The sequence below is a fragment of the Ruania alba genome, assembly GCF_900105765.1.
Lineage (GTDB): Bacteria > Actinomycetota > Actinomycetes > Actinomycetales > Beutenbergiaceae > Ruania > Ruania alba.
The window spans coordinates 1,888,321-1,914,394 of the sequence record NZ_FNTX01000002.1; the positions used below are offsets into that span (position 1 = coordinate 1,888,321).

20 protein-coding genes are annotated in these 26,074 nt (G+C 65.8%); 13 read left to right on the top strand and 7 right to left on the bottom strand.

All coding sequences use genetic code 11. The annotated features are described in order from the left end of the window. Positions 1-5: 5 nt before the first annotated feature. Complete coding sequence (locus BLU77_RS18895; RefSeq protein WP_217632509.1) at positions 6-941, bottom strand: NAD-dependent epimerase/dehydratase family protein; 936 nt, start codon at positions 939-941, stop codon at positions 6-8. Positions 942-1,184: 243 nt separating this feature from the next. On the opposite strand from BLU77_RS18895, the gene BLU77_RS18900 reads away from it, so the two are divergent. From BLU77_RS18900 to BLU77_RS18935, 8 genes are all read left to right on the top strand, one after another. Beyond that, positions 1,185-2,183 carry a LacI family DNA-binding transcriptional regulator gene (locus tag BLU77_RS18900; protein WP_089774688.1) on the top strand — a complete coding sequence of 333 codons (999 nt, stop codon included), beginning with the start codon at positions 1,185-1,187 and terminating at the stop codon, positions 2,181-2,183. Positions 2,184-2,259: 76 nt separating this feature from the next. Continuing rightward, on the top strand, positions 2,260-3,075 hold the full coding sequence (locus BLU77_RS18905; protein ID WP_089774690.1) for a ThuA domain-containing protein: 816 nt from the start codon (positions 2,260-2,262) through the stop codon (positions 3,073-3,075). An 83-nt stretch (positions 3,076-3,158) separates the two neighbouring features. Next, positions 3,159-4,235 carry a Gfo/Idh/MocA family protein gene (locus tag BLU77_RS18910; protein WP_089774692.1) on the top strand — a complete coding sequence of 359 codons (1,077 nt, stop codon included), beginning with the start codon at positions 3,159-3,161 and terminating at the stop codon, positions 4,233-4,235. Between the two features lie 187 nt (positions 4,236-4,422). After that, positions 4,423-5,490: a LacI family DNA-binding transcriptional regulator gene (locus BLU77_RS18915; RefSeq protein ID WP_089774694.1), complete on the top strand. Its 1,068-nt coding sequence runs from the start codon at positions 4,423-4,425 to the stop codon at positions 5,488-5,490. 58 nt (positions 5,491-5,548) lie between these two features. Next, entirely contained in the window at positions 5,549-6,922 is a 1,374-nt protein-coding gene (locus tag BLU77_RS18920; protein WP_089774696.1) for an ABC transporter substrate-binding protein, read from the top strand. A 64-nt stretch (positions 6,923-6,986) separates the two neighbouring features. Then, entirely contained in the window at positions 6,987-7,904 is a 918-nt protein-coding gene (locus tag BLU77_RS18925; RefSeq protein WP_089774698.1) for a carbohydrate ABC transporter permease, read from the top strand. Continuing rightward, positions 7,904-8,809, top strand: a complete 906-nt coding sequence (locus tag BLU77_RS18930) for a carbohydrate ABC transporter permease (protein WP_089774700.1) — start codon at positions 7,904-7,906, stop codon at positions 8,807-8,809. Before BLU77_RS18925 ends, BLU77_RS18930 begins: the two co-directional genes overlap by 1 nt. Positions 8,810-8,844: 35 nt before the next feature. Next, a complete protein-coding gene (locus tag BLU77_RS18935; protein WP_245708945.1) occupies positions 8,845-10,953 on the top strand; it encodes a beta-galactosidase in 2,109 nt (702 codons plus the stop codon). 199 nt (positions 10,954-11,152) lie between these two features. Here the strand turns inward: BLU77_RS18935 and BLU77_RS18940 are convergent, their stop codons facing one another. Further along, on the bottom strand, positions 11,153-11,866 hold the full coding sequence (locus tag BLU77_RS18940) for a GntR family transcriptional regulator (RefSeq protein WP_089774704.1): 714 nt from the start codon (positions 11,864-11,866) through the stop codon (positions 11,153-11,155). A 299-nt stretch (positions 11,867-12,165) separates the two neighbouring features. Here BLU77_RS18940 and BLU77_RS18945 point away from each other — a divergent pair, with 299 nt between their 5' ends. The 5 genes from BLU77_RS18945 to BLU77_RS18965 all read left to right on the top strand — a co-directional run bounded on the left by BLU77_RS18945 (position 12,166) and on the right by BLU77_RS18965 (position 19,867). Beyond that, positions 12,166-13,470 carry an ABC transporter substrate-binding protein gene (locus tag BLU77_RS18945; protein ID WP_089774706.1) on the top strand — a complete coding sequence of 435 codons (1,305 nt, stop codon included), beginning with the start codon at positions 12,166-12,168 and terminating at the stop codon, positions 13,468-13,470. A 75-nt stretch (positions 13,471-13,545) separates the two neighbouring features. Beyond that, positions 13,546-15,180: a hypothetical protein gene (locus tag BLU77_RS18950; protein ID WP_089774707.1), complete on the top strand. Its 1,635-nt coding sequence runs from the start codon at positions 13,546-13,548 to the stop codon at positions 15,178-15,180. Between the two features lie 59 nt (positions 15,181-15,239). Next, positions 15,240-17,966 (top strand): beta-N-acetylhexosaminidase family protein, encoded by a 2,727-nt coding sequence (locus BLU77_RS18955; protein WP_089774709.1) that lies wholly within the window; start codon positions 15,240-15,242, stop codon positions 17,964-17,966. Between the two features lie 49 nt (positions 17,967-18,015). Next, positions 18,016-18,960: a carbohydrate ABC transporter permease gene (locus tag BLU77_RS18960; protein WP_089774711.1), complete on the top strand. Its 945-nt coding sequence runs from the start codon at positions 18,016-18,018 to the stop codon at positions 18,958-18,960. Between the two features lie 40 nt (positions 18,961-19,000). Continuing rightward, positions 19,001-19,867: a carbohydrate ABC transporter permease gene (locus BLU77_RS18965; protein ID WP_245709018.1), complete on the top strand. Its 867-nt coding sequence runs from the start codon at positions 19,001-19,003 to the stop codon at positions 19,865-19,867. Positions 19,868-20,672: 805 nt separating this feature from the next. On the opposite strand, the gene BLU77_RS18970 is transcribed toward BLU77_RS18965, so the two are convergent. The 5 genes from BLU77_RS18970 to BLU77_RS18990 form a co-directional block, all read right to left on the bottom strand. Then, positions 20,673-21,527 carry a carbohydrate ABC transporter permease gene (locus BLU77_RS18970; protein WP_089774716.1) on the bottom strand — a complete coding sequence of 285 codons (855 nt, stop codon included), beginning with the start codon at positions 21,525-21,527 and terminating at the stop codon, positions 20,673-20,675. Then, positions 21,524-22,483, bottom strand: a complete 960-nt coding sequence (locus BLU77_RS18975) for a carbohydrate ABC transporter permease (protein WP_089774718.1) — start codon at positions 22,481-22,483, stop codon at positions 21,524-21,526. The genes BLU77_RS18970 and BLU77_RS18975 overlap by 4 nt, the downstream gene beginning before the upstream one ends. Next, positions 22,480-23,796 carry an ABC transporter substrate-binding protein gene (locus tag BLU77_RS18980; protein ID WP_175477219.1) on the bottom strand — a complete coding sequence of 439 codons (1,317 nt, stop codon included), beginning with the start codon at positions 23,794-23,796 and terminating at the stop codon, positions 22,480-22,482. Before BLU77_RS18980 ends, BLU77_RS18975 begins: the two co-directional genes overlap by 4 nt. A gap of 36 nt (positions 23,797-23,832) precedes the next feature. Next, positions 23,833-25,008, bottom strand: a complete 1,176-nt coding sequence (locus BLU77_RS18985; protein ID WP_089774722.1) for a mandelate racemase/muconate lactonizing enzyme family protein — start codon at positions 25,006-25,008, stop codon at positions 23,833-23,835. A 164-nt stretch (positions 25,009-25,172) separates the two neighbouring features. Further along, positions 25,173-26,066, bottom strand: coding sequence for a LysR family transcriptional regulator (locus BLU77_RS18990; protein ID WP_089774724.1), 894 nt, complete (start codon positions 26,064-26,066; stop codon positions 25,173-25,175). Positions 26,067-26,074: the final 8 nt, after the last annotated feature.

Consider the following 26,074-nt stretch of genomic DNA (forward strand, 5'->3'; position numbering starts at 1 on the left):
ACAGGTCATCGCTCCAGGGTCGTGGCGGCAGGGTCGGGGATCGGACGGCTGCCGGCGGCCAGTGTGTGGCGTGCGGTGAAGCCGATCAGGCGTTCGGCGGCCAGCAGATCGACGGGTGCTTCTCGGCCGGGGAACCTACGCCGTCGGGGAACCTGTGGCCAGTACCGGTCCAACAAGGACTCGGTGGGGTACGGAACGCTCACCTCGGGTGCGGCCACGTGCAGCACGTGCGCTCCGGGTTGGCGCGGTGAGAGGGCGGCGATCATCGCCGCGGCCGCGTCCCTGGTCTCCAGGTACAGCCACAGGTCGGAAGCGCCCAGGCTCGGGTCGGCCGCGATTTCGGCAGCGTCGCCGAGCAGGCGGTCGTCCAGCTCGGGAACCTCCCCGAGGCCACCGACCAGGGGTAGCCGCAGGGCTACCACGTCGAATCCATACGCGCGAGAGAGGGCGGCCGCCGTGAACTCGTCTGCCCACTTCGACACCGAGTACGCGTCTGCCGCGATCGTGGCGGACTCGGCGCTGAGGGGGAGCGTCGGAGGTGTCGCTGCTGGGTCGGGACTGAACCGGATGCCGAGCGCGTTGATGCTGCTGGCGATGGAGATTCGGCGGATGCCGGCGGCACCCGCTGCGTCGAGCACCGTGTACGTGGCGCGGGTGTTCATCCCGAACACCTCGGGGGCCGAGGCCAGATCGGGTGCCGGGATGGCCGCCAGATGGATGACCGCGTCGGCCCCGGTCAGTGCCTCGGCGACAGCGGACGGGTCGGTGGCGCTCCCGACGACGATCCGGTCGACGGGCAGGTCACCGGGATCCGCCAGGACCAGGGCAGTGGCTGCGATCCCGCTGCGATCGAGCTGGTGCAGGACGCCGCGCCCGATCAGTCCGGCGGCGCCGGTCACCAGCACACGTGCGGGTGGGGGTGTGGGCGTTGCAGGAGTCATCCAGCGACCCCGAGAGCCAGTTCCCGGGCGGCAACCCACACGTGGGCCGGAGCAGTGGGTCGAGACACCGTCATCGTCGAACTCTCTCTCGGGTGGGATTGTGAACTGCACGTCTCGCGGTGTGTCGCAGGGCGTCGCCCCGCTCGACGAGAAAGCGCTTTCGCTTGAGTATGTGGATCCATGCGAACGCATGTCAAGTTCCAGAGGGAAAGCGGATCGACGCAACGTCGCTAGCATGTCCTCATGGCCGGACGGAAGCGCGTGACGCTCAGTGATGTTGCTGCGGCAGCTGGGGTGTCGCTCTCGACTGCCTCGAAGGCGCTCAACGGTGGTGGCCGCATCTCTGCTGCGACCAGGGTGCGGATCGCCCAGACCGCCGAGCGGCTCGACTTCAGGCCCAACGCGCTCGCGCAATCCTTCGCGCTCGGGCGCAGCCGGACCATCGGTCTGCTCACCCAGAACGCCGTCGGAACGTGGTCAGGGCCGATCCTCGTCGGGGTGACCAGCTTCCTTGGCCGGCACGAGCAGGCGGCGCTGCACTACGACGCCCATTTCGACATCGCGACCCTGAACGCCAACGTTCGCAAGTTGCTCGCGCGGCAGATCGACGGCGTGCTCATCATCGGCGAGGGGCCCGAGCATGTACTGAGGTCGGTCACCCACGAGTTCTCGGTGCCCGTCGCCTATGCCTTCGCGAGCACCGACGACGATGGTGACGCCACGTTCCTGCCCGACGGGGAGATGATCGGCCGGGTCGCCGCGGAGCATCTACTCGAGATCGGATGTCGCACGATCGCCCACATCGGCGTGGACGTCAATGTGCCCGCTACCGAGCGGACGCGCGGCTTCCACGAGGCGCTCGCCGATGCCGGGGTGCAGGCGGTCGGCACGCAGGTCAGCGGCGGGGACTGGACGGCCGCGTGGGGCAGAGCGGCGGTGACACGACTGCTCGAGGATGGCACAGACTTTGACGGGCTCTTCTGTGCCAACGACCAGATCGCCGAGGGTGCGGAGGAGATACTCCTCGCCCGCGGACTCTCAGTCCCCAGCGATGTCGCGATCGTGGGCGTGGACAACTGGGACGGGGTGGTCGCGCGGCGCCGCACTCATCTCACCACGGTCGATCCCCAGCTCGCCGCCGTCGGCGCCGCGGCTGCCGAGTATGTGATCGAGGGCAGGGACGACCCCGGTGTCCACCGGCTCCCGGTGCGGCTGGTGGTGGGGGCAAGTTCGGTCGTCTGAACCCTCCGCGCGTGCGAGTGTGTCCGGATCAGCGCTGTGGTCATCAGCAGGGCCGCGACAATGCAAGGATGATTCGATGGGCAAATCAACTCAGGATCATCCACTCAATGTGACCGTCTGGGGCGAGAATCTCCACGAGTTCCACGACGCCGAGCACATGGCCGCGCTGTATCCACAGGGGATGCACGCCACCATCGCCGAGGGGATCGGCTCGCTCCTGGGCGATCAGGTGAATGTGCGCACGGCCACCCTGGACCAGCCCGAGCACGGGCTCACCGACGAGGTGCTGGACTCCACCGGCGTGCTCACCTGGTGGGGGCACATGGGACACGACAGGGTCGACGACGCGGTGGTGCGCAAGGTGCACGACCGCGTCCTCGCTGGAATGGGCCTGCTGGTGCTTCACTCGGCGCACTTCTCCAAGATCTTCAAGTCCCTGATGGGGACCACCTGCTCGCTGGAGTGGCGGGACAGCAACGACACTGAGCTGGTCTGGACCGTGAAGCCGGACCACCCGATCGCCGACGGCGTCCCGCACCCGATCCGGATCGAGGGGCAGGAGATGTACGGGGAGCTGTTCGACATCCCCGAGCCGGATGAGTTGGTCTTCATCTCCTCCTTCACCGGGGGTGAGGTGTTCCGATCCGGCTGCACCTGGCGCCGGGGCAAGGGCAAGGTGTTCTATTTCTCGCCGGGTGATCAGGGCTACCCCGTCTATCACCACCCGGATGTGCAGCGCGTGATCGCCAACGGGGTCATGTGGGCGGCGCCGTCGCCTCGTGCCACCTTCGAGCGGCCCGATGTGGTGAGTCAGCCTGCGCCACGATTCACGGCCGAGGACTTCGCGCGGGTGGCGCCGGGGATGCAGGCAGGGCAGGAGGGTCACCGATGAGCGCGAGGAGCCCCCACGTAGGGGCGCCGAGGGACGAGGTGCACCGGAGTGAGGCACCGAAGGGCTCAGACCAGACAGTACCGATGAGCGCGAATACTCCACTGCGGGCCGGCGTGGTCGGCCTCGGCTGGGCCGGGCAGCAGCACATGGCTGGGTATCACGACTTGCCTGACGTCGAGCTGGTGGCGCTCGCGGGGATGGAGGAGCATCTGCTCAGCGAGCTGGGTGAGCGCTACTCCGTACCGGGCCGGTACACCAGCCTGGAGGCGATGCTCGCCGAGGCGAACCTCGACGTGCTGAGTATCGCCACACCGACCGCCCTGCACGCGCCGATGGCGATCGCTGCGCTGGGCGCAGGGGTGCACGTGCTGTGCGAGAAGCCGATGGCTCCCACCGCGGCCGATGCCGAGCGGATGGCCGAGGCGGCGCAGGCCGCGGACCGAGCACTGGAGATCACCTTCAACAAGCGCCACCGCGCGCCGGCACGAACGTTGCACCGGTTGGTGACCGACGGTGTGCTCGGGCGGGTGTACTACGCCAAGGCCGGCTGGGTGCGACGCAAGGGCATCCCCGGGCTGGGCACCTGGTTCACCCGCAAGGACTCCGCCGGTGGTGGTCCGATGATGGACATCGGGATCCACGCCCTCGACCTCGCACTGCACGTGCTGGGCGAGCCGGGTGTACGGACCGTCTCGGCCTCCACCTACGCCGAGTTCGGGCCGCGGGGCCTGGGCGGCGGCAGCTACGGCGTGGGTGCCCGGACCGCCGGGGACGCCACGGTGTATGAGGTGGAGGACTTGGGTACAGCCCTGCTCCGCCTGGACAACGACGCCACGCTCATGCTGGAAGCCAGCTGGGCGCAGTTCGTCGACCACGACCGGTTCTACCTGGAGCTGTTCGGGACCGAGGGGGGTGCGCGGATCGAGGTCGAGGGGCCCGACGCCCCGCAGATCCACGTGACGACCGATGTGGACGGCATTCCCGCGAATCTGGTCCCGGACATGCTTCCCGACGCCGGGCACGAGGCCAACGTGGCCGACTTCGTCGAGCTGGTGCGCAGCGGGTCCGACGCTGCGCGGGGGCAGGTCGGGCTGTTGCGCACGCACGTGATCGATGCCTGCTATTCCTCCGCTGAGCAGGGGTGTGAGGTCACGCTCTAGCGAGCCTGCCCCGTCAGCAAGCCTGCCTGTCAGCCGATCGGACTGACGCCCCTTCCTGGAATCGAATGTCGAAATGGCTGGTGGTGCGCCCCTCCTGGCGCACCACCGATAGCTAATTCGACGTGCGATTCCGGGACGGGGTTGACGTGCCTGGACGAGTGCGGTTGACTGCGCAGTCATGAGGAGCATGACAGCGCAGTCAACTGGATCCGGGGATACCCCGCGGGACGGGTTGCGCCCTGTCATGACCGACGTCGCCCGGCTCGCCGGGGTCTCCCAAAAGACCGTCTCCCGCGTGGTGCGTGGTGAGGCCAACGTGAGCACCGCCGTCCGTGATCGGGTGAACGCTGCCATTGCCGAGCTCGGTTTCCGTCCCAACGCTGCTGCGCGCGCTCTCGTCAGCAAGCGCAGCAACGCCGTCGGGATCCTCACCCCGGCCACCCCCCTGTATGGGCCCTCGGCCGAGCTGCTGGGCCTGGAGCGCGCCGCCGGTCGTGCCGGGCTCACCGTGCTGATCGCCTCCGCCGAAGCGGGCGAGGCGACGACCGTGACCGCAGCGATCCGGCGGCTCATCGACAGTGGCGTGGACGGCCTGTTGATGGGCAGTCTGCTCACCTCCGACGGCGTGGACGAGACCGAGCTGCATGGCAAACCGGCCGTCGTCGTCGGCGATCCGCCCGAGGGCATGCAACTACCCGCTGCGGTCACCGATCAGGAAGCGGGTGCCCGCGCGGCCATCGAGCACCTCCTCGCGCTCGGTCACCGGACCGTCCACCACCTCGCCGGCCCTTCCGCCTGGCACTCGGCCACCGCACGTACCCTCGCCTGGCGTGCTGCGCTGCAGAACGCTGGCCGACCAGTTCCCACCCATGTGATGGGCGACTGGACCTCCCGCTCCGGGTACGAGCTCGGGCGCAAGCTCGCGGCCGATCCCGACGCGACCGCCGTGTTCGTCGGCAACGATCAGATGGCCATCGGCCTGCTGCGCGCGCTCGCCGAAGCGGGCCGCCGGGTACCTGAGGACGTCTCGGTCGTCGGCTTCGATGACATCCCCGACGCCGAGTACCTGCCCGTGCCCCTGACCACCGTGAAGCAGGACTTCCAAGAGCTGGCTGATCGCGCCGTCGAGATGTTCACCGCACTGGTGGACGAGGACACGACCGACCACACCGACCATGGTGACGACCGCCTGGTCATCACCCCCGAGCTCGTCGTCCGGCGGAGCACCGCTCCGCCGCCGACGCCCGGTCGCTGAGGCGACCACCCAGGCCCACCCGGGCCGACCACCTGATGTCTACGAGGAAGTAGCACTCATGAAACAGCACACCTACCGCCGCGCAGCACTTCCTGTCGTGGCCTCCCTCAGCGCCCTGGCGCTGGTGGCGTGTACCGGATCAGACGGTGACGGTGGCACTGACGGTAACGGTGGCGAGACCGCCGATGAGATCACCACCGAACAGTTCGAGGAGGCGATGAGCACCCCGACCGAGCTCACCTTCTGGACCTGGGTACCCGACATCGAGAACCAGGTCGCGATGTTCGAAGAGGCCTACCCCGAGATCGACGTCGAGCTCGTCAATGTCGGACAGGGGGCTGAGCACTACCAGCAGATGCGCACCGCCATCCAGGCCGGCTCCGGCGCCCCGGACGTGGCCCAAGTGGAGTTTCAGCACCTGGCGTCGTTCCGCCTCGGCGGCGACCTGCTCGACCTGACCCCGTACCTCCAGGAGGACCTCTCCACCGCCTACCCGGACTGGGTGTGGAGCCAGGTCTCAGCCGACGGCGGCCTGTGGGGCATCCCGCAGGACACCGGCCCGCTCGGCAGTCTCTACCGCACCGACCTCTTCGATGAAGCCGGTATCGAACCGCCCGCCACCTGGGACGAGTTCGCCCAAGCAGCCGCCGACTACCGCGAGGCTATGCCGGACAGCTACCTCACCAATATGCCCGGTAATGATCCCGGTCAGTTCGTCGGGCTGCTCTGGCAGGCCGGAGCGCGCCCGTTCGCCTACGACGGCGCAGAGACCGTGACGATCGACCTCGACTCTCCCGAGGTGCTCCAGGTGGTCGAGTACTGGCAGGGCCTGATCGCCGACGACCTGGTCTCGGTGGATCCGGACTTCAACGACCAGTGGTATCAGGCGCTGGCGAACGGTAAGTACGCCAGCTGGCAGGTGGCGGCTTGGGGCCCGGTGTTCCTGCAGGGCACCGCCGGTAGCACCAGTGGACAGTGGGCTGCCTCCACGCTGCCGCAGTGGGAGGAAGGGCAGAACATCTCCGGGAACTGGGGCGGGTCCACCGATGCGGTGCTCTCCTCCACCGAGAACCCGATCGCTGCCGCCGAGCTGGCCCGGTGGATCAACGTTGAGGAGGAACCGGCGACGGCCTTCGCCGAGGAGCAATTCCTCTTCCCGCCCTCGCTGAGCATCCTCGAGTCCGAGGAGTTCCTTTCCGAGGAGGCCGAGTTCTACGGCGGACAGCAGGTGAACGCGACCTTCGCGGAGATCTCCGAGACGGTCCCCACCGATGATTTCGGATGGTTGCCGTTCATGGACTACGCGTACTCCTCCTACAACGAGACCCTCGGTAGCGCCATCGCCGATCGGGGTGACCTGGTCGCCGGCCTGGAAGCCTGGGAGGCCGATCTGATCGAGTACGCCGAGTCCCAGGGTTTCACCGTCCAGTGACCGCACGTTCGCTCCGGGTGGGTGGGTCTGTGGGCCCACCCACCCCGGTTGAGAAGGAGGGACGATGACGTCCACCACCACGCTGCGGCCGCCACGCAACACGCAGAGCCTGCTCCGGCGCCGCGAGGCACGCGCCGGCTACCTGTTCGTGCTGCCGTTCATGCTCGTCTTCATCGCCATGCTCGTGGTGCCCCTGGCTTACTCGGGATACCTGTCGATGTTCCGTAACCAGCTCATCGGTGGCGTCTCGTTCGTGGGCTTGGACAACTACGTGCGTGCCCTCGGGGATGCCACCTTCACCGGTGGCGTGGCGAGGATGGCCGTCTTCCTCGTCATCCAGGTGCCGATCATGCTGGGCCTGGCCCTGCTGTTCGCCCTGGTGCTGGACAGCGGGCGGTTGCGGATGAAGCGGTTCGTGCGGCTGAGCATCTTCATCCCGTACGCCGTGCCGGGTGTGATCTCGGCCCTGATGTGGGGCTACCTGTACGGCCCCGACTTCGGGCCGTTCGCCCAGATGGGCCGGGCCATCGGCCTCGGCACCCCGCAGTTCCTCTCCGCCGAGTTCATGCTCTTCTCGATCATGAACATCGTCACCTGGGGCTTCATCGGCTACAACATGATCATCCTGTACTCGGCGCTGCGCTCGATTCCCACCGAGATCTACGAGGCTGCCCGGGTGGACGGCGCCAGCGAGGTGCGCATCGCCACCGCCATCAAGATCCCGGCCTTGCGGCCGGCGCTGGTGCTCACCGCGATCTTCTCCGTGATCGGCACGTTCCAGCTCTTCAACGAACCGAACATCCTCGCCACGATCGCGCCCAATGTGATCGGCAACGGCTACACCCCGAACCTGTACGCCTACAACCTGGCCTTCGTGGGTCAGGAGGTGAACTACGCCGCGGCGATCGCGTTCCTGCTCGGCTTCGTGATCATGGTGGTCTCCTACGTCTTCCAGCTGAGCACCAGGAAGGGAGGCGCCTGATGAGCACTGTCACCGCCTCGGCCCGGCCCGCCACGGGCCGGAAGGCCCGCACAAGCCCCACCGAACGCAAGTCCACCGTGCTGACCGTGGCGATGGTCGCCGTCGGGGCGTACTTCCTGCTGCCCCTGTGGTGGCTCCTGGTGGCGTCCACGAAGTCCAATGCGGACCTGTTCTCCTCCTTCGGACTGTGGTTCGCCGACTCGATCAGCATCCTCGGCAACCTGGGTGACGTGTTCACCTTCCAGAACGGGATCTTCCTCGTCTGGGCCCGCAACACCGCGGTCTACGCGGGCGTGAGCGCCATTGGGGCCGCTGCGCTCGCCACCGCCGCCGGATACGCCTTCGCCACGTTGCGCTTCAAGGGCAGCACAGCCCTGTTCGCGATCATCCTCGGCGCCATCATGGTGCCCCTGACGGCGCTCGCGATCCCCACGTACCTGCTGTTCGCCCAGGTGGGGCTCACCGATACGCCCTGGGCGGTGATCCTTCCTTCGCTGGTCAGCCCGTTCGGGGTGTACCTGATGCGGGTGTACGCGGCCGGGGCCGTTCCGCCCTCCCTGCAGGAGGCCGCCAGGGTCGACGGCGCAGGAGAGTTCCGTATCTTCGTCACCATCGTCTCGAGGTTGCTGGCCCCCGGTTTTGTGACGGTGCTGCTGTTCGCACTGGTGAGCACCTGGAACAACTACTTCCTGCCGCTGATCATGCTGAACAGCCCCGAGTGGTACCCGTTGACGGTGGGCCTGGCGCAGTGGCAGTCCACCTCGCAGGCAGGGTCGGGCTCGCAGGCTCTGTTCTCCATGGTGATCACTGGCTCGTTGGTCTCGATCATCCCGCTGGTGATCGCCTTCCTGTTCCTGCAGCGCTACTGGCAGACCGGTCTGGCGACCGGTGGTGTGAAGCAATGACCCCGTTCAACCCGAGTACAAGGAGTTCGACGACTGTGCCCGATCAGCCCGACCTGAACGACCGCGTGCGTTTCGGCGCCGCCTACTACGTCGAGTACCACCCCACCGATGCCGACCGCGACCTGGAGCGCGACCTGGACTTGATGGCCGAGGCCGGGTTCAGCGTGATCCGGGTGGGGGAGTCCACCTGGTCCACCTGGGAACCGGAGGACGGCCGGTTCGAGCTGGACTGGCTCGAGCCGGTGCTGGACGGCGCCCACGCCCGGGGGATCGACGTCATCCTCGGCACTCCCACCTATGCGGTGCCGCCGTGGCTGGCGCGGAAGTACCCGGAGATCGCGGGGGAGCGGCGCACCGGCCAGCGCAACCACTGGGGCGCGCGGCAGGAGATGGACCTGACGCACGCCGCCTACAAGTTCTACAGCGAACGGGTGATCCGGGCCGTCGTCGGGCGCTATGCCGACCACTCGGCCGTGATCGGTTTCCAGGTGGACAACGAGCCCGGCCTGCAGCTGCTGCACAACGAGAACGTCTTCCAGGCCTTCGTCGACCATCTGCGGAAGCAGTACGGCGACGTGGAGACGCTCAACCGCGAGTGGGGGCTGGTGTACTGGTCGCACCGGCTCAGCACCTGGGCCGATCTGTGGCGGCCCGACGGCAATGCCCAGCCGCAGTACGACCTCGCGTGGCGCCGCTTCCAGACGCAGCTGGTCACCGACTTCATCGCCTGGCAGGCGGGCATCGTGCGCGAGATCGCCCCAGCGCAGAAGTTCGTGACCACCTGTATCGCGTACTCCCGCCCGGGGGTGGACGACCCGCAGCTGACGTCGGCGTTGGACGTGACCGCAGGCAACCCGTATTACACGATGCAGGACGGCCTGGCATTGCCTTCGCCGGAGGACGTGCCGCAGGGGTGGACGACCACCGGCACCTGGACGATCTTCCACAGCGCCGACCGGATGTACTCCTCGAAGCAGGCACCGTTCCTGGTGACCGAGACGAATGCGGGCGCCATCGGGGGGCCGGCCACGAACGTGCCGGCCTTCGACGGGCAGTGGCGCCAGGTCGCGTGGGCGATGATTGCTCGCGGTGCGCGGATGATCGAGTACTGGCACTGGCACACGTTGCACTACGGCACCGAGACGTACTGGATCGGGGTACTCCCGCACGACCAGCAGCCGGGTCGGGTGTACGAGCAGCTGGCGGCGCTCGGAGGTGAGATCACGACGGCGGAGGCTCACCTGCGCGGGCTGGTGCCGGACGCCGAGGTGGGGTTGTTGTGGTCGAACGAGTCCAAGCGTGGCCTGATGGGGCAGCCGTCGCTTGCTCAGGCCGATGGCTCGGGTGACCCCGGCAGCTACGAGCGGATTGTCGGAGCGTTCTACCGCGGGGCGTTCGAGACCGGTGCGCCGGTACGCATCGTGCACGACGGGCAGCTGGCGCTACGTGAGCCGGCGGAGGTGGCCGCTGAGCTGCCGGTGCTGCTGGTGCCCGCGCTGTATGTCGCCTCGGATGACTTGCTCGACTGGCTGCGGGCCTACGCCGAGGCCGGTGGTCACCTGGTGCTCGGCCCGCGCACTGGGTACGCCGACGCTGAGGCCCGGGCCCGGCTGGAGACCAAGCCCGGTCGGCTCGCCGAGGTGGCCGGGGTGGACTACCAGGAGTTCAGCAACCTCTCCGTGCCGGCGCCCGTGCGAGGGAGCGGACTGGACGTTCCCGAGGGCGCCACGGCGACGGCGTGGGCGGACTACCTGCGTGTGTCTGGCGGTGCGGAGGTGCTGGTGGAGTACGACCACCGGGCTTTGGGCGCCTACCCGGCGGTGACCACCGCTCCCGCGGGAGCGGGGCGGGTGACCACCGTGGGGACCGTACCGGACCCGGCGCTCGCGGCCGCCGTGCTGCGGTGGGTGGCCCCGGGTGAGGGCGAGGTCTGGCGGTCGCTCGCGGGCGGCTCGGTCACGGTGACATCGGCGACCAACGGCGAGGGCCGCCGTCTGCGGGTCCTGCACAACTGGTCGTGGGAACCGGCGACGGTCACGCTGCCGGCTGCCGTCACGGATCTGCTGGGTGACGGCGCCGGTCTCGCCGCGGGGGAGAGGCTCGAGCTGGGTGCCTGGGACGTGCGGGTGTTGGTGGAGGGCTGAGAGTGCCACGATGAGGGCGCCGAGATTGAGTTCGAGCAACCCTCCTGAGGTTCCAGAGTGCGAAATCGACGCTGCGCGTGATGGCCCTGGGGCCTACCGTACGAAGGACGCCGACGACTGGGAGCGATCACATCGCCGGAGGCGATGCCAGAGCCCAACGCGGTGACCGAGGTCGCGAACACTCGACGGTGAGTGACGGTCACCCGTTCTCGGCCGCCGAGGCTGCGTCCTGCTCGAGGGACCTGAGTAGCGCGCGAGACGCCCCGCTGATGTGTTCTCGCAGCAGCACCCTGGCGCGTTCACCGTCGCCGGATTCGACCGCATCGAGGATCGTGCGATGCTCGACCGCTTCGCTCGTGTACCTCGGTTCGACCCGCCACCCCGCGGTCGCGATGAACGATGCCAGTACCTCCATCTTGTCGAGGAAGTTGATCAGCCACTCGTTGCCGCAAAGAACGTACAACTCCCGGTGGAAGTGGCGGTTGGCGAGCCCGAGCTGTGCCGGCTGATCAGACTCGAGCCAGCCGTCGGCCTCGGCGAGTGCCTGGCGTGCACCGGTGTGCGGCGTGGCGCCGTGTCGTTCGACTCCCAGGTGCACGGCCTGTGGCTCGACCGCGAGCCGGGCATCGTCGACGGCGCGGACGGTCACCTCGTCGAGCTGCCGCACACTGACCCGCTGGTACGAGTTGGCCACTACGAGCCCACTGGATTGCAGCTGCTTGAGTGCCTCGCGCACGGGCGTCTTCGAAACGCCCAGCATCTCAGCGAGGTCTCGCTCGACCAACGGCGCTCCCTGCGGAAGGACGCCGTCGAGGATCGCCTGCCGCAGAGCATCCCTGACGCGGTCACCCCGCGAGACAGGCGCTTGCATGATCAGCGTCTTTAGGGCATCCGAATGATCACTCATCTTCATGCATGAACACTAGTATCTTGGTATACCAAAATGCAAGCGTGTGGCGAGCGCTTCCCGCTACGCGGTTGCACGTGTGGCTGCGTGAGCAGTCGCCTTGGCGCTTGGGGCGACTGAGAGGTGTCGCGTTGGCGCGATGGCGACATATAGATATGCTGGTATACCACTATGCTACGGTGCTCGTGTTGAACGGACGGCGGCAGTCGTACTCGCACAGGAGCAGCCACTCGACTGTCATCGGTCCGCTGACATGAGCCCAGAGTCGGGATCGACGCCGACCGATCAAGTTGGAGGAACTTTCAATGACGATGACTTCCAGACGAGGGAAGGCGGCGGCCGGCGGGCTCGTCTTCGCTCTTGGCCTTTCGCTGGGTGCGTGCGGCAGCGACTCGAGCGGTTCAGACGGCGACGTCACGCTGCGCGTTGCGTGGTGGGGATCCCAGGAACGCCACGAGAACTTTCTCTCGCTCATCGAGACCTATGAGTCCGAGAACCCTGGCGTGACGATCGAGGCGGAGTACTCCGACTCCGGAGGGCACTGGGACCGTCTTGCGACGACGACTGCTGGCCAGGATGCGCCTGACGTCATCTCCTTCGACAAGGAGCACCTGTTCGAGTACGGCGGACGTGGTGCTCTGCTCGATCTGAATACTCTGGACTCCATGGACACCTCCGATTTCCCGGAGGCGTCCATGGGACAGGGCAGCCTGGACGGCGAGCTCTACGGCCTGCCCTTCTCTCAGAACGCGTACACCGTCATCGCGAACGAGGACTTGTTCGCTGACGCTGGGGTCGAGCTTCCGGACGACGCCGCTTGGACGTGGGACGACTACTACCGGATCACCGACGAGGTGGCCACGGCGCTCGGCGGCGAGGTGCGTGGGAGCGACTACGGAGAAGCCGGCAACGCGACCCTGGAGATGTGGCTGGGACAGAACGGTGAGTCCCTGTATGCCGACGACGGGTCGGGTATCGGATACGAGCCGGCGACGGCCTCGGCATGGTTCGCTCACCTTGAGCACATCCGCGATTCTGCGAGTGGGCCGTCCCCGGACGAGTTCATCGAGGAGATGTCCGGTGTGTTCGAGGAGGGCCGCTTCCTGACCAACCGGACGGCGATGGCGTTCTACTACGCCAGCCAGCTGCCCGCACTCGAGGCCGCCGCTGACAGCTCGATGGAGTTGCTGCGTCCTCCGTCGCCAACCGGAGATGTGGCCGAGAACGGTCTGGCTCACATCCCTTCTTGGTTCTGGGGGATCTCCAGCCAGAGCGAGAACACAGAGGCTGCGGGTGAGCTGCTGAACTTCCTCAGCAATGACGAGCGTGTCGCTGAGACCATGCTGGTGAGTCTCGGTGTCCCGGCAAGCGGCGCGGCTCAGGAGACGATCCTCCCGGAGCTGGATGCGACCGGCCAGGAGGTGGTCAGTTTCATCGGTGAGACGAGCGAGGAGTCGACCTTCGCTCCAGCACCCGCACCGCCGGGCGCCGGTGCGGTCGGTGGAATCGTCAATCGCTACATGGAGGAAGTGCTTTTCAGTCGGTTGACGCCCGACGAGGCGGCGGAGCAGATGACCGCCGAGATTGAGGCAGAGCTCGATCGTGCGTAGCAGGAGACCGCGCGACCTCGCGGACCGGTGCGGGAGCCAGACCGGCTCCCGCACCGGTCGGGGACGAGGCCTCGCATGACGCACTCGCCGCACTTCCGGCCTCAGTTCGGCCTGCAGGGGCCGGTGATGGCGTGGCAGGACCCGTGGGCGGTAGCGCCCTCGGACACGCTGCGCCGTACCGGCACGGGCGTGAGCATCGCCTCGCACGACGCGCCGGTCAGCGGGCGTGAGTTCGCCGAGATGCTGGGGACATTCGGTGCCGACTTCTATCTGCACCATGTGCTCCCCGGTGAAGGAGACGAACGTGCCATGTTGCGCGACATCGCAGCGGCGGGCCTCGGAGTGGTGCTAGGGAACGAGTACGGGAACATCAACGGGCCGTTCGTCGAGGGGACCAATCGTTATGACATTCCCGGTGACCTCGTCGTTGCGGCGGCCCGGTCCGGGGCGTTGCGCGCTGTGCTGTATGACGAGCCGGAGCACCTCCAGATCAATGCCGCACAGTACCGGCGTGACGCTGTGCGACCGCACTTCGGATCCACCCAGGACCTGAGCGCCGGTGAGGCCGCGGAACTGATCGAGGCCAACGCCAGGGAGATCGTCAACGCGGTCGAGCAGGCATCCTCACCACGGACGCCGGTGTTGAGCGAGCAGGTATTTCCTGTGCTGTTCCACACGCTGGCCAGGGCGGGAATGACACCCTGTCCGAAAGTCATGAAGGAGTCGTTCCAGCCGCTTCAGCTCGCCACATCACTCGGTGCGGCCAGGCAGTTCGATCGCGACTTCTGGATCTGTGTCGATTTGTGGGGCCCGGACATCGGTCCATGGTTCACCCGGGCCCCCGGGTATCCCGGGCATGGCCCGGAAGAGTACGCATCCGCCCTGCGCATGGCCTACTTTTTCGGTCCCAGTCACATGTTCACCGAGGGACTGGACGTCCTCATGCAGCACACATCGGAGGGTTTCCTCGCCTCCGAGTACGGTCAGGTCTGGCTGGAGTTCGTCCGATCGTTCGTCCCTGCGAACCCGCTGCGGTGGAGCTTCCGCGACGCCACTGCCACGATTGCGTTCATCCACGCCGAGGACAGTAATTACGGTCAGGACGATCGGCCGTTCGGACAGCCCGACGGGCGGGCCCCCGAGCGATCGCGCAGCATCTTCGACGTGTGGCATCTCTTGAGCCACGGTTCCATCCCGCGCAACGGCACGTGCATGCACATTCCTGGATTCGAGTTCCCACGCCACCAGTTGAATGGCGTGGACCGCTCGGAATTTCCGTTCGCTACTGGAGTCCCAGGGGTGGAGCGGCCCACGTCCACGCACGGCCTGTTCCACCCCATGAACAACGTCCTCGCCTTCGACGAGAGAGTCGGGACGCAGAGCATCCGCGACGCCAAGTTGCTGATCGTTGCGGGCACCAGGCTGCCGGATCGCACCCGAGAGATGCTGCGGGCCCGCGCGGTTGACGGGGCGACCGTGGTCATCGCCGAGTGGCTCGATCCCACCGCCGACGCCGGAACGTACTGGATCGGGCGCGGCCTGTGGATCGTCACCGACGACTTCGTATCGGACGAGGCCGTGCGAGAGGCCGTGGCTATGCATCTGGGACCACCCGATCGGTGGACCCAGCAGTTCGGCGACCACGAACTGCACATGTATCCCGGTGACGCCGACGGCACCACCCTCGAGTTCGAGATCGTCTCGCGATGACGCCTGGATGCGACATAGGTCAATCTCCCACCGATAACCGTCCGAGGAGTTCACACCGCATGCCCGACGTGGTCATCATTCATCCTGAATCGCCCTCGCCACGGATCCAGTTCGGATTGAACCTGCTCAGCAGCAGGCTCGAGGCGCAGGGCGCCTCGGTGTCGCGCTCGACGCATTTCCAACCGGCGCACTCTGACGGAACTCGGATCCTGCTCGGCGTGCGTGGAGCGTCCGCGGACGTCGACGAGCTCGAGGCGCAGGAGATCCTTCTCTACAATTCGGGTGTACCGGCGCGGGACGGGTACTACGTTGCGTCATTGCCCGGGAGCCTCACGGTCGTGACCGGCGAGAGCGAGTCGGGTGTGTTGTACGGGTGCCAGGAGCTGGCGCGCCAGATCGAGGCCATCGGTGAGGTGCCGAGAGATCTGGATCGAGGCGAGGCACCTGACTTGGTGCTGCGCGGGCCGGCCATCGGCCTCCAGAAGACGACGGTGGAACCCCCTCGGCAGGTGTACGAGTATCCGATCAACCGAGAGCGGTTCCCGTGGTTCTATGATCGTTCGACCTGGCTGGATCTGCTGGACTTGCTGTTCTCCGAACGGGCCAACGTCATCTACCTATGGAGCGGGCATCCGTTCTCCTCCTTTGTCCGTCTGCCGGACTATCCGGAGGCCCAGGAGGTCACGGCGGAGGAGCTTGCGGAGAATCGCGAGCTGCTCTCCTGGCTGACAGCAGAGGCGGACCGGCGCGGAATATGGATTGTGGTGAAGTTCTATAACATTCATATTCCGCTACCCTTCGCCGTTCACCATGACATCGCTCTCCACCAGCCGACGCCGACGGCGTTGACCAGCGATTACACGCGTCAGTCGATCGCGGCGTTTGTCGATCAGTTCCCCAATGTCGGTCTCTACACGTGCCTCGGAGAAGTGCTTCAGGGGGACATCTACGGTGCTGAGTGGTTCGTCGACACGATCCTCGCCGGCGTCAAGGAGGGCGTGGCACGTTCCGGTCGTGACGAGTTGCCGCCGGTGATCGTGCGAGCGCACGCCGTGGACCTCAAGCCGATCCTGGCGCAGGCTCTGACCTCGTATCCCCGGTTGTTCACCGAAGCCAAGTTCAACGGCGAATCGCTCACTACCTGGAACCCGCGTGGGAAGTGGCAGGATATCCACCGTGACCTTGCCGCGCAGGGAAGCCTTCACATCGTCAACATCCACATTCTGGCCAATCTCGAACCTTTCCGGTTCGGCGCGGTGTCCTTCATCCAGAAAAGCGTGTCGGCGATCGTGCACCGGTTGGCATCGCACGGCTTACACCTCTACCCCCTCTTCTACTGGGAGTGGCCGCTGACACCGGACCGGGCCGAGCCGCGCCTGCGACAGATCGATCGGGACTGGATCTGGTACGCCGCATGGCTGCGCTACGCATGGCGCAGCGACCGAGATGCCGACGGTGAACGGGAGTACTGGACCCGCGCTCTTGCTGACCAGTTCGGGAGCCGTGAGGCGGCTGCTGGGGCATTGGATGCGTATGAGGCGATGGGGCAGGTTGCCCCGAGGCTTGTCCGGCGGCTCGGAATCACGGAAGGCAACCGGCAGACGCTCAGCCTGGGGATGACGATGAGCCAGCTGACGAACCCTGGGCGCCACCGTCCCTGGGCGGACCTGTGGGACTCGCACGCTCCCGCTGGTGAGCGGCTCGAGACCTACGTGCAGCGGGAGGTTCGCGGTGAGGCGCACGTCGGTGAGACGCCCATCACCGTTGTCGAGGACGCGTGCTACTTCGCCGAACGAGCCGTCGCAGCGATCACCCGCGGTGGCGAGCATGTGCGGCGCGCGGTCGATGAGTATCAGCGCATCGCGGACGACGCCGAGGCGATCGCCTTGATGGCCGCCTTCTACCGGTTGCGGGTCGAGGCCGCAGTCGCCGTGGTCGCCTATCGAGAGGGGGATGGGCGTAGCCCGGGTCAGGACGTGCCATCGCTGCAACGAGCGGCCGACCAGATCGACAAGAGTGTGACCCTGTATGAGCGCCTGACGGAGCTCACCGACCGTAGCTATTACTACGCGAACAGCATGCAGACTCCGCAACGGAAGGTGCCCTTCGCCGACGGGCACGAGTTTGCGCACTGGCGTCAGTGCCTTCCGCTCTACCTCGAGGAGGCAAAGAACTTCCGGGCGAATGTCGACCGTCTCGCTACAGGAGACGTGGCAACAGTGCGGCCCGAATCGATCCCACCCACTGCTTTCACCCCCGCCCCATACGACCTCCTCTCCGAGAGTGCCGAAAAGTACACGGTTCGAGCAGGTCAATCGGTCTTTGCAGATGCCGACAGCAACATCCGTGAGATAGCCCCAGAGCTCGACGGGATGACGGGCGTGCGGTTCAACTCCTCCGAGGCGTACGAGGGCCAGGTGAGCGTGACCCTGCGGCTGAACAGGCCATCGCAGGTCCTGATCGGGTACTTCCAGAGCGCCGAGTCGGTGTGGTTGCAGGTGCCTGACCTCGAGGTAGACACGCATGCCGATGCACGTGGCGGGCTGGAACCGGTTCTGCGATCAGCAGTCGCTGTGGACTTCCTCCCGGTGGTGAATGTCCACTCGTTCTCCTATGAGGCAGGCGTGCACACGTTGGCCATGGGTGCGGGCGCCTACGCGATTCTCGGCGTCACGGTGGCCGATCAGGTCTTCACCGGTCGTAACGTCCTCGGTGAAGCCGATCCGTACGCATCTCTGGACTGGCTGTACGAGGGCACCGACGTCGACGAGAGGAGCGCGAAATGATCGAAAGGCTAGGTAGTGGGTCGCTCCGACGAGACAGGGAGCACCCGTCATGAGCGCATTGTCCGAACTCGCGAGCATACGTAGGTCGAAGGTCCCACGCAGGGACAAGCCGAGCAAAGCTGAGCGTCGCGAAGGTCGTGCTGCCTACGTCTTCCTGCTGCCATGGATCCTGGGCACGGCGCTTCTCACGATCGGCCCGATGGTAGTTTCCCTGGCGCTATCGTTCACTGACTATAATCTGCTCCAGCCCCCGAGCTGGATCGGGTTCGACAACTTCAGTCGCATGCTGGAAGACGCACGACTGCAGAATTCCCTGAACGTGACGTTCCGGTTCGTCGCCTTCTCATTGCCGTTGCAACTGCTGGCGGCCCTCCTCCTCGCGGTCGCACTCGATCGCGGCGTCCGCGGACTCGCCTTCTACCGGTCGATCTTCTATCTGCCGTCTTTGCTCGGAGGGTCGGTCGCGATCGCTGTGCTGTGGCGCCAGATATTCGGCATCGAGGGGCTGGTGAACCAGGTCATCGCCCCGCTGGGCATCGAGGGCCAAGGGTGGGTGTCCTCGCCTGACACCGCGCTGGGGACCCTGGTGATCCTCAATGTCTGGACGTTCGGTGCGCCGATGATCATCTTCCTCGCCGGGCTGCGCCAGATACCCGTGATGTACTACGAAGCAGCTTCCGTGGACGGTGCGACCCCGGTCCGGCAGTTCTTCACCATCACGCTTCCCCTCCTCACGCCGATCATCTTCTTCAATCTCGTCCTGGGAATCATTGGTGCCTTTCAATCGTTCACCCAGGCATTCGTCGTGTCGAACGGGTCTGGTGGCCCAGCTGATTCGACGATGTTCTACACGCTGTATCTATATCAGATGGGGTTCAACAATTTCGACATGGGCTACGCCTCGGCCATGGCCTGGGTCCTGTTGGTGATCATCGCCATGTTCACATTCATCAATTTCATCGCTTCGAAGTATTGGGTCTTCTATGACGACTGAGTTGGAAACCCCCCGCGTCCAGCAGAAGCATGGGGTCGAGATGAGCCCAGGCGGCAGAGGTTCACGGCGCCCTCGCCTCTCCCGATCGATGCGGCAGCTGCTGAAGCACATCGTGCTGATCGTTGTGGGTCTGCTCATGATGTACCCGTTGCTGTGGATGGTCGTCAGCTCGCTCCGGCCCACCGAGATGATCTTCCGCACGCCGGGACTGTGGCTGACCACGTTCGAGGTCCAGAACTACATCGATGGGTGGAACGCGCTCACCTCGACCTTCGGCCACTACATGCTCAACTCGGCCATTGTGGTGGTCGGTTCCATCATCGGGAACCTGCTTTCGTGCTCGATGGCTGCCTATGCGTTCGCCCGATTGAAGTTCCGGGGGCGTTCGTTCATGTTCGCCGTCATGTTGGCCACTATCATGCTGCCCGTCCATGTGGTAATCGTGCCGCAGTACATCGTCTTCTCACAATTGGATTGGGTGAACACGTTCCTCCCTCTCATCGTGCCGAAGTTCCTTGCGACGGAAGCGTTTTTCATCTTCCTCATGGTGCAGTTCATCCGTGGTATCCCGCGGGAGTTGGATGAGGCGGCGCGCATCGACGGCTCGGGCCATTTCAGGATCTATTCGAGCATTATCCTGCCGCTCATGGTCCCGGCTCTGGCGACGACGACGATCTTTACGTTCATCTGGACGTGGAACGACTTCTTCGGCCAACTGATCTACCTGACGAGGCCCGAGATGTACACGGTCCCTGTGGCGTTGCGCGCCTTTGTGGACGCGAGTTCGGACTCTGCGTGGGGTGCGCTCTTCGCCATGTCGCTCGTCTCGCTGATACCGGTGTTCATGATCTTCCTGTTCGGACAGCGATACCTGTTGAAGGGAATCGCAACGACGGGTGGGAAGTGAGCGCCGTGGTGTCGGGCGCCGATGTGTTGCGGACGGTGGAGCTTTCGATCCCCTCCGTGCTTACCCCGCTGTTCAACGAGCGTCTCTCTCCCCGGTTTCGGACTCTCCGTCAGTGACGAGTCGAGGACATGGGCAACGGAGAGAATAGTTGTGGATCGCAAGTGAGCGGCATTCGGTCCGCTGATTTGCGCGGCGCCGCGAGTGGCGCAGCGGTAGCTCACCGGGCTGCCCTCCCTTCAAGTGAAGGATTGTCCCTGCGGCCGGTGAGATCTGCCCTGACCACACTCAGGTGCCGTGCCGCTGGAGGACTGAGGGCACGCTCGCGAGGCTGGCCTCAGTGTCGAGGATCGGGCGACATTGGACACTTCGGGCACCGTCGTTGGGCTGCTGATTGGTTCCTGCCAATGCATGAGTCTTACTGCAGGACGTGACCGGGCAGACGTGAGGCGTTGCCCGTCGCTGAGCAGATACCCGTTTGGCGCTGGCTATGTTCACATGTCGCGCCCATTCACGAGTACCTGAACCAAGTGCCAGCCGTGGTTCATGGCCGCGCTGGAACTCGTTCATCGACTTCCCGGGTAGATCGGATCTGCAGGGTACTCACCTGTCCACCACCCCCAGACGAAGCCGAGCCGAGCGGAGTGCCGAAGGGGTAGCTGACGTTCTGACGCCTCTACTGGTCGAGCATGCAGGTGCCCTCAGCTCATGAACAGTCCGCCGGGATCCGCTCCGCGACCCCGGACGAGCTCGCGATGCCGGGTCGACGACGGCCTGCCGCTGACGAGGGCTTTCGCCAGAGGACCCGCTACTTCACGGCCCCGGCAGTCAACCCGCTGATGAGGTGCCGCTGCAGGAAGACGAACAGCAGGATCACCGGAAGTGAAACGATCACACCACCGGCGGCGAGCATGCCCCAGTTCACGGTGAACTCGGTGATGAAGAACTGCAGCGCGACCGGGAGGGTCCGGACGGACTCGTCCTGAGCCAGCAGGGCGGCGAAGACATACTCGTTCCACGAGACGATGAAGATGTACAGGGCTGTCGCCGACATCCCGGGCAGGGCGACCGGAAGCAGGATCCGGACGAAGGCGGTGAAACGGTTGCACCCGTCCACTCGTGCCGCCTCCTCCATGTCGGCAGGCAGCGCTGCGAAGTATCCGGTCATCATCCAGACAGCGAACGGGATCGCGAACGAGCAGTAGGCGATGATCAGCGCCAGGTAGGTGTCGACCAGCCCCAGGGCGCGCATGACGTCGTAGATCGGGATCAGGATCAGTGCGCTCGGGAACATCGGGATGACCAGGAACATCGACATGAGGAACCGGCGCCCGGGGAAGCGGTATCGGGCGAAGGCATAGGCCGCCGTGATCGAGACGAACAGGCCGAGAGCCGTGGTGCCCACGCCGACGATGAAACTGTTCCTGAAGTAGGTCAGGAAGTTCATCCGCTGGAAGAGCTCGATGAAGTTGTCGAACGTCAGAGACGTCGGCAGGTACTGCAGCGGGCGGATGAAGATCTCCTGCTCGGTCACCAGAGAGGTCTTCACGAGCCAGAGGAATGGTCCGATCGACAGGAGGATGACCGGGATTGCCACAGCCCAGATGGAGATGAGCCTGCGGCCCTCGCGCCGACGCGGACTGGTATTGGCCACTGCGGTCATTGGTCGTCCTTCTTCATCTGTCGCAGGTACAGAACCACAACCACCATCAGGGCCAGCGTGAGGAGGATGCTCACGGCTGAGGCGTAGCCATAGTCGAGACCCCGAGTCGCCTCGAAGAAGGTCACGACCGGCAGCGTGCTGGTCGCGAAGTTGGGGCCGCCGACCGTCATGATCCAAATGATCTCGATGGAGTTGGCCAGCCAGATGATGCGCAGCAACGTCGTGGTACGAATCGTGGCGATGATGGTCGGCCAGGTGACGAAGCGGAATCGCTGCCAGGCGGAGGCACCGTCCAGGTTGGCTGCCTCGTAGAGCTCAGCGGGCACCGCCTGCAGGGCAGCGAGCAGCATGAGGGCGAAGAATGGCATCCCGTGCCAGATCATCGCGATCACGACGGCGGCCATCGCCGTGCTGGGCTGATTGAGCCATGGAATGCCGATATCGACGATGCCGAGCCGCATCAAGAGGTCGTTGACCACCCCCAGGTTGCCATCCAGCATCCATCGCCAGAGCAGGGCCACGACCGTTGAGGGGATGATCCACGGAAGCAGCACCAACGAGCGCAGGACAGTGCGGCCCTTGAACGCTCGGTTCATCAGCGTGGCGATCGCCATCCCGAGGACGAACTGCACGGGAAGGACCACACCCACCCAGATCAGCGTCGCTCGAGCGGCCTTCCAGAACATTCCGTCGGTCAGCGCCCGGATGTAGTTGTCCAGCCCGATGAATCGAACCTGGTCGAGCTCACGCAGGTTGTACGCCTGGAAGCTGTATCCGACCGACTGCACGATGGGCCCGGCGACGACCAACGCGACCACGATCAGCGCCGGCAGCAGCAGGATGTACGGCAGCAGCACGCGCCAGGAGCGTCTGGTGCGTGGCCTCGTGCGTCCGGCTCCGCCCCTGCCGACGTCGATCGCAGCGGCGGAACCGGTCTTCGTGGGCGCGATGCTCACTCACGGACCTCGTCAGCAAGGCCGGTGGCGAACTCCTCTGTGGTGATCCCGCCGGACAGGGCCGGCTGGGTGCTCTGTGGCCAGGTCTGCTCAGCGAGCCGGCTGTAGCCGGGGCGATCGGTGAAGGGCATCAGGTACGCATCGGCCATCGCCTCGAAGGAGACCTGCGCGAACGGGTTCTCCTGGAGGTGTTCGTCGTCCCACGCCGACTCGATGATCGGAAGGGAACCGTCCTGTTGGCTGAAGGTGATCTGCGACTCCCTCGAGGCCAGGAAGGAGACCCACTCGAAGGCAGCCTCCGGATCCTGACCATCGGCATACACCGCGTTCATGTTCGGCCCGAACTCGGTGAACCTGTTGCCACTTGGGCTGGCCGGCACCGGGATCGCCGCGAGGTTCTCGGCCCCGATCGACTGGGTCAGCTCCGCGGCGGACTTGATGTGGTGGAGCATCATGCCTGAGACGCCGGCCTTCATATTGTTCATGATCTGCTCGAAACCGTCTCCCGAGGCCGTCGGCGGTGTCACCTGGTGCTCACGGGCGAGGTCGAGGAACCAGTCCGTGTACTGCAGGTTCTCGGCCCGATCGAAGACCGGGTTGCCCTGCTCGTCCCGCACAGCGTCGAACCCGCCGAGGGTCGCGAGCCACACGAAGTAGTGGATGTGGCCGTGGGAGCTCCCGCGCAGACCGTATCCGTAGCGCCCGGCGTCGGGATCGGTGATCGCCCGGGCTGCGGCGAGGAAGTCGTCGGTGGTCTCCGGCGGTTCGATCCCGGCTTCCGCGAACCAGTCCGTCCGGTAGTACAGGTAGGTGACCAGGGCGTTCCATGGCATCGTGTAGAGCGGGTTGTCCTCCTTGCCCAAGCGGGAGCCGAGTACTGCTGCTGGGGTGATGTCATCCGCCTCGGGAAATGAGTCCCAGTACTCGTCCAGCTCCTGGAGCGCGCCCATCGCCGCGATGTCGGCGACGTTGTTGACGTGGATCGCCGTGGCATCGGGAGGATCCCCGGCGTTGATCGAGGCGATGACGCGGTTGTAGACCGCCTCGGCCGGCATGATCTCGACGTCGACTTGGAGCGAGGTCCGTTCCTCGTTGAACTGTGCAGCGAGGTCCTGCACCACCGTGGACGTCGGGTCGTCCACCCACGCCCAGTAGGTGAGGTGAAGGGGACCGGAACCAGAGCCTGAGCCGCCCGAGCCGCCGGAACCGGTCTCCCCGCCGCCAGGGACGCAGGCTGCGAGCGTGCTCGCTCCGGCGGCTGCGCCGGCCGCTTTCATGAAACTGCGGCGCCCGAGAGTGCTCTTGTCGTTCATCATGACCTCCTTGTGCATGCTGGAAAGCGACGACCGTCAGCGGTTCGCTTCGGTCGTCCGGGCCTGGCTGTATTCGCTCCACGAGTTGCGTCTGCGGCGCCCCGGGGTGGAGGTCGCCGATGATGGGGGGAGCTCGTGGATCTCGAGTTCGTCGATGTCGTCACGCAGGGTCAGGCCCAGGCCGGGCAGGTCGGGAAGCGTGATCCAGCCGTCCTCGACCACCTGGTGGTTGTTCACCAGTCGCCCCATTCCGCCCCAGACGACCTCGACACCGAGGTGATCATCGAGGACCGGACCGATGTGGGCCATGAAATCTCCGGGGCAGTTCATCGTGGCGACCGGCAGCTCGTACGCAGAGGCGAGCTCGGCCACGCGTAGGGCTCCGGTGATGCCGGTGGTGTACTGACCGACCTGAACGATGTCCACCGCCCCGCCCTGGATGAGCGGCAGGAACTCGGGCACACCGTTGAGGTTCTCGCCGGTGGCGACAGCGGACGTGACGGCCTCGGACACCTTCCGCAGACCTGCGACGTCCCAGCGACGGGCCGGCTCCTCCACCCAGGTGAGGCGATGGTGCCGCTCGATCTCGCGGATACGGTCGATGGCCTCCTTCGCCGTCCAGTACTCGTTGGAATCGATGGTCAGCTCGGGTTCTTTCCCCCTGCTGGCCAGTGCCTCGCGCATGATGTCCAGACGGCGTAGGTCGCCCTCACGATCGCGGCCCACCTTGAGCTTGCCGAGAGTAATGCCCCGTGCCGCCATGCCACGGTAGAAGGCGTCGATCTCGGAGTCCGTGAGCGGGCTGTCGATGCCGCTGGCGTAGGCGCGCACGTGTGGTGAACTGGCACCGAGGGCCTTCCACAACGGCTCCTCGTTGGCCTTCGCCTTGAGGTCCCACAGCGCCACATCGAGATGGCAGATCGCCTCCTTTACGATCCCCTCTGTGCCGCCCTTGAAGGCCCGGTCGACCATTCGTTGCCACAGTGATTTCACACCGGCCGGGTCCTCGCCGACGAGCAGCTCCGCGAAGCTGTGAACGACCGAACGAGACGTCGGATGACCGATCGCCATGCCGGTCAGACCGTCGTCGGTGTGCAGCTTGACGACCATCTGCATGGTCGTGTCGCGCCCGATCGGATCGTTGGCATCGCCGATCAGACGTTCGAACGGGACTCGGAACACACGGGTGGACACACCGGTGATCGCAGTCATTCTCTCCTCTTCCTCGAGTACCTGGAGCGGTCTGCCCGTGCTCCACAGGTCAGACTAGGGACGGCATCGATACCCGTCCAACACCAGAATCGCATCTTGTGATGCGGATAAAGTATCGTCTGCGACGTGCAGCCAGGTGCAGTCCCACCCGCCGTGACGTTCCGTCAGTCGGGGAGACGTGCAGGCGTCGGAAGCAGGTTGAGCGCGGGGTGCAGGGCAGGATTGGTCGAAGCGTCGCGCCACACGGCGTGGAGCTGGACCACGGGAGAGCGCCACCCTGCGAGCTCCCGGAACGTCACGCCGTCGGGATGCAGCTGGGAGGCCGAACGAGGGACGACGGCCGCGCCTCGACCGGCCGCGACTAGCGCGAGGATCGAGTGAACCTGACTCAGTTGTTCCTGGCGACGGGTGTTCACGGTGGCGAGAACAGCGGAGGTGAGGTTCTCGAAGTACGCGGCGTCCGTGGGGGAGTAGCCGATCACGGTGTGCCCCTCCAGGTCGGCCGGCGTGACCTCACTCGCCGTGGCGAGGGGATCGTGGGTGCCAAGGGCGAGCAGCAGTGACTCCTGATGGACCACCCGCGAGCGTAGCGTCGGGTCGTGCGGCACGGTGCGCGTCAACGCGATGTCGAGGCGTCCATCGCGCAGGTTCTCGAGCTGCCGTGAGCTCACCCATTCGTGCAGGATTACCTCGACGTCGGGGAGGCCCTCGTCCATCGCCCTCAGGATGGTTCCCAGGACCCCGATCGCCGCCGTGGCGGTGAAGCCGAGCCGGATGACGCCGGCGTCACCACGGGCGGCTCGACGTGCCTGGTCCGGGGCGATGTCCGCGAGCGCAAGGATGTGCCGCGCCTGGGGCAGGAACGCGTCCCCGGCGGCGGTCAGGGTGACGTCGCGATGGGAGCGCGCGAGCAACTGTGCGCCGATCGTCCGTTCCAGCTTCTGGATCTGACGGGAGAGTGGTGGTTGTGTCATCTGCAGGCGCGCCGCGGCCCGTCCGAAGTGAAGCTCCTCGGCGACAGCGACGAAACCACGCAGCTGCTCCAGCGTCATTGGCATGCTCGCAC

Excerpts from the sequence above, each read along its gene's own strand:
- BLU77_RS18895 (WP_217632509.1), bottom strand. The coding sequence starts at position 941 with ATGACTCCTGCAACGCCCACACCCCCACCCGCACGTGTGCTGGTGACC.
- BLU77_RS18905 (WP_089774690.1), top strand. The coding sequence starts at position 2,260 with ATGGGCAAATCAACTCAGGATCATCCACTCAATGTGACCGTCTGGGGC.
- BLU77_RS18950 (WP_089774707.1), top strand. The coding sequence starts at position 13,546 with ATGACGCACTCGCCGCACTTCCGGCCTCAGTTCGGCCTGCAGGGGCCG.
- BLU77_RS18960 (WP_089774711.1), top strand. The coding sequence starts at position 18,016 with ATGAGCGCATTGTCCGAACTCGCGAGCATACGTAGGTCGAAGGTCCCA.
- BLU77_RS18955 (WP_089774709.1), top strand. The coding sequence starts at position 15,240 with ATGCCCGACGTGGTCATCATTCATCCTGAATCGCCCTCGCCACGGATC.
- BLU77_RS18930 (WP_089774700.1), top strand. The coding sequence starts at position 7,904 with ATGAGCACTGTCACCGCCTCGGCCCGGCCCGCCACGGGCCGGAAGGCC.
- BLU77_RS18970 (WP_089774716.1), bottom strand. The coding sequence starts at position 21,527 with ATGACCGCAGTGGCCAATACCAGTCCGCGTCGGCGCGAGGGCCGCAGG.
- BLU77_RS18980 (WP_175477219.1), bottom strand. The coding sequence starts at position 23,796 with ATGAACGACAAGAGCACTCTCGGGCGCCGCAGTTTCATGAAAGCGGCC.
- BLU77_RS18940 (WP_089774704.1), bottom strand. The coding sequence starts at position 11,866 with ATGAAGATGAGTGATCATTCGGATGCCCTAAAGACGCTGATCATGCAA.
- BLU77_RS18920 (WP_089774696.1), top strand. The coding sequence starts at position 5,549 with ATGAAACAGCACACCTACCGCCGCGCAGCACTTCCTGTCGTGGCCTCC.
- BLU77_RS18900 (WP_089774688.1), top strand. The coding sequence starts at position 1,185 with ATGGCCGGACGGAAGCGCGTGACGCTCAGTGATGTTGCTGCGGCAGCT.
- BLU77_RS18925 (WP_089774698.1), top strand. The coding sequence starts at position 6,987 with ATGACGTCCACCACCACGCTGCGGCCGCCACGCAACACGCAGAGCCTG.
- BLU77_RS18985 (WP_089774722.1), bottom strand. The coding sequence starts at position 25,008 with ATGACTGCGATCACCGGTGTGTCCACCCGTGTGTTCCGAGTCCCGTTC.
- BLU77_RS18910 (WP_089774692.1), top strand. The coding sequence starts at position 3,159 with ATGAGCGCGAATACTCCACTGCGGGCCGGCGTGGTCGGCCTCGGCTGG.
- BLU77_RS18965 (WP_245709018.1), top strand. The coding sequence starts at position 19,001 with ATGAGCCCAGGCGGCAGAGGTTCACGGCGCCCTCGCCTCTCCCGATCG.
- BLU77_RS18990 (WP_089774724.1), bottom strand. The coding sequence starts at position 26,066 with ATGCCAATGACGCTGGAGCAGCTGCGTGGTTTCGTCGCTGTCGCCGAG.
- BLU77_RS18945 (WP_089774706.1), top strand. The coding sequence starts at position 12,166 with ATGACGATGACTTCCAGACGAGGGAAGGCGGCGGCCGGCGGGCTCGTC.
- BLU77_RS18915 (WP_089774694.1), top strand. The coding sequence starts at position 4,423 with ATGACAGCGCAGTCAACTGGATCCGGGGATACCCCGCGGGACGGGTTG.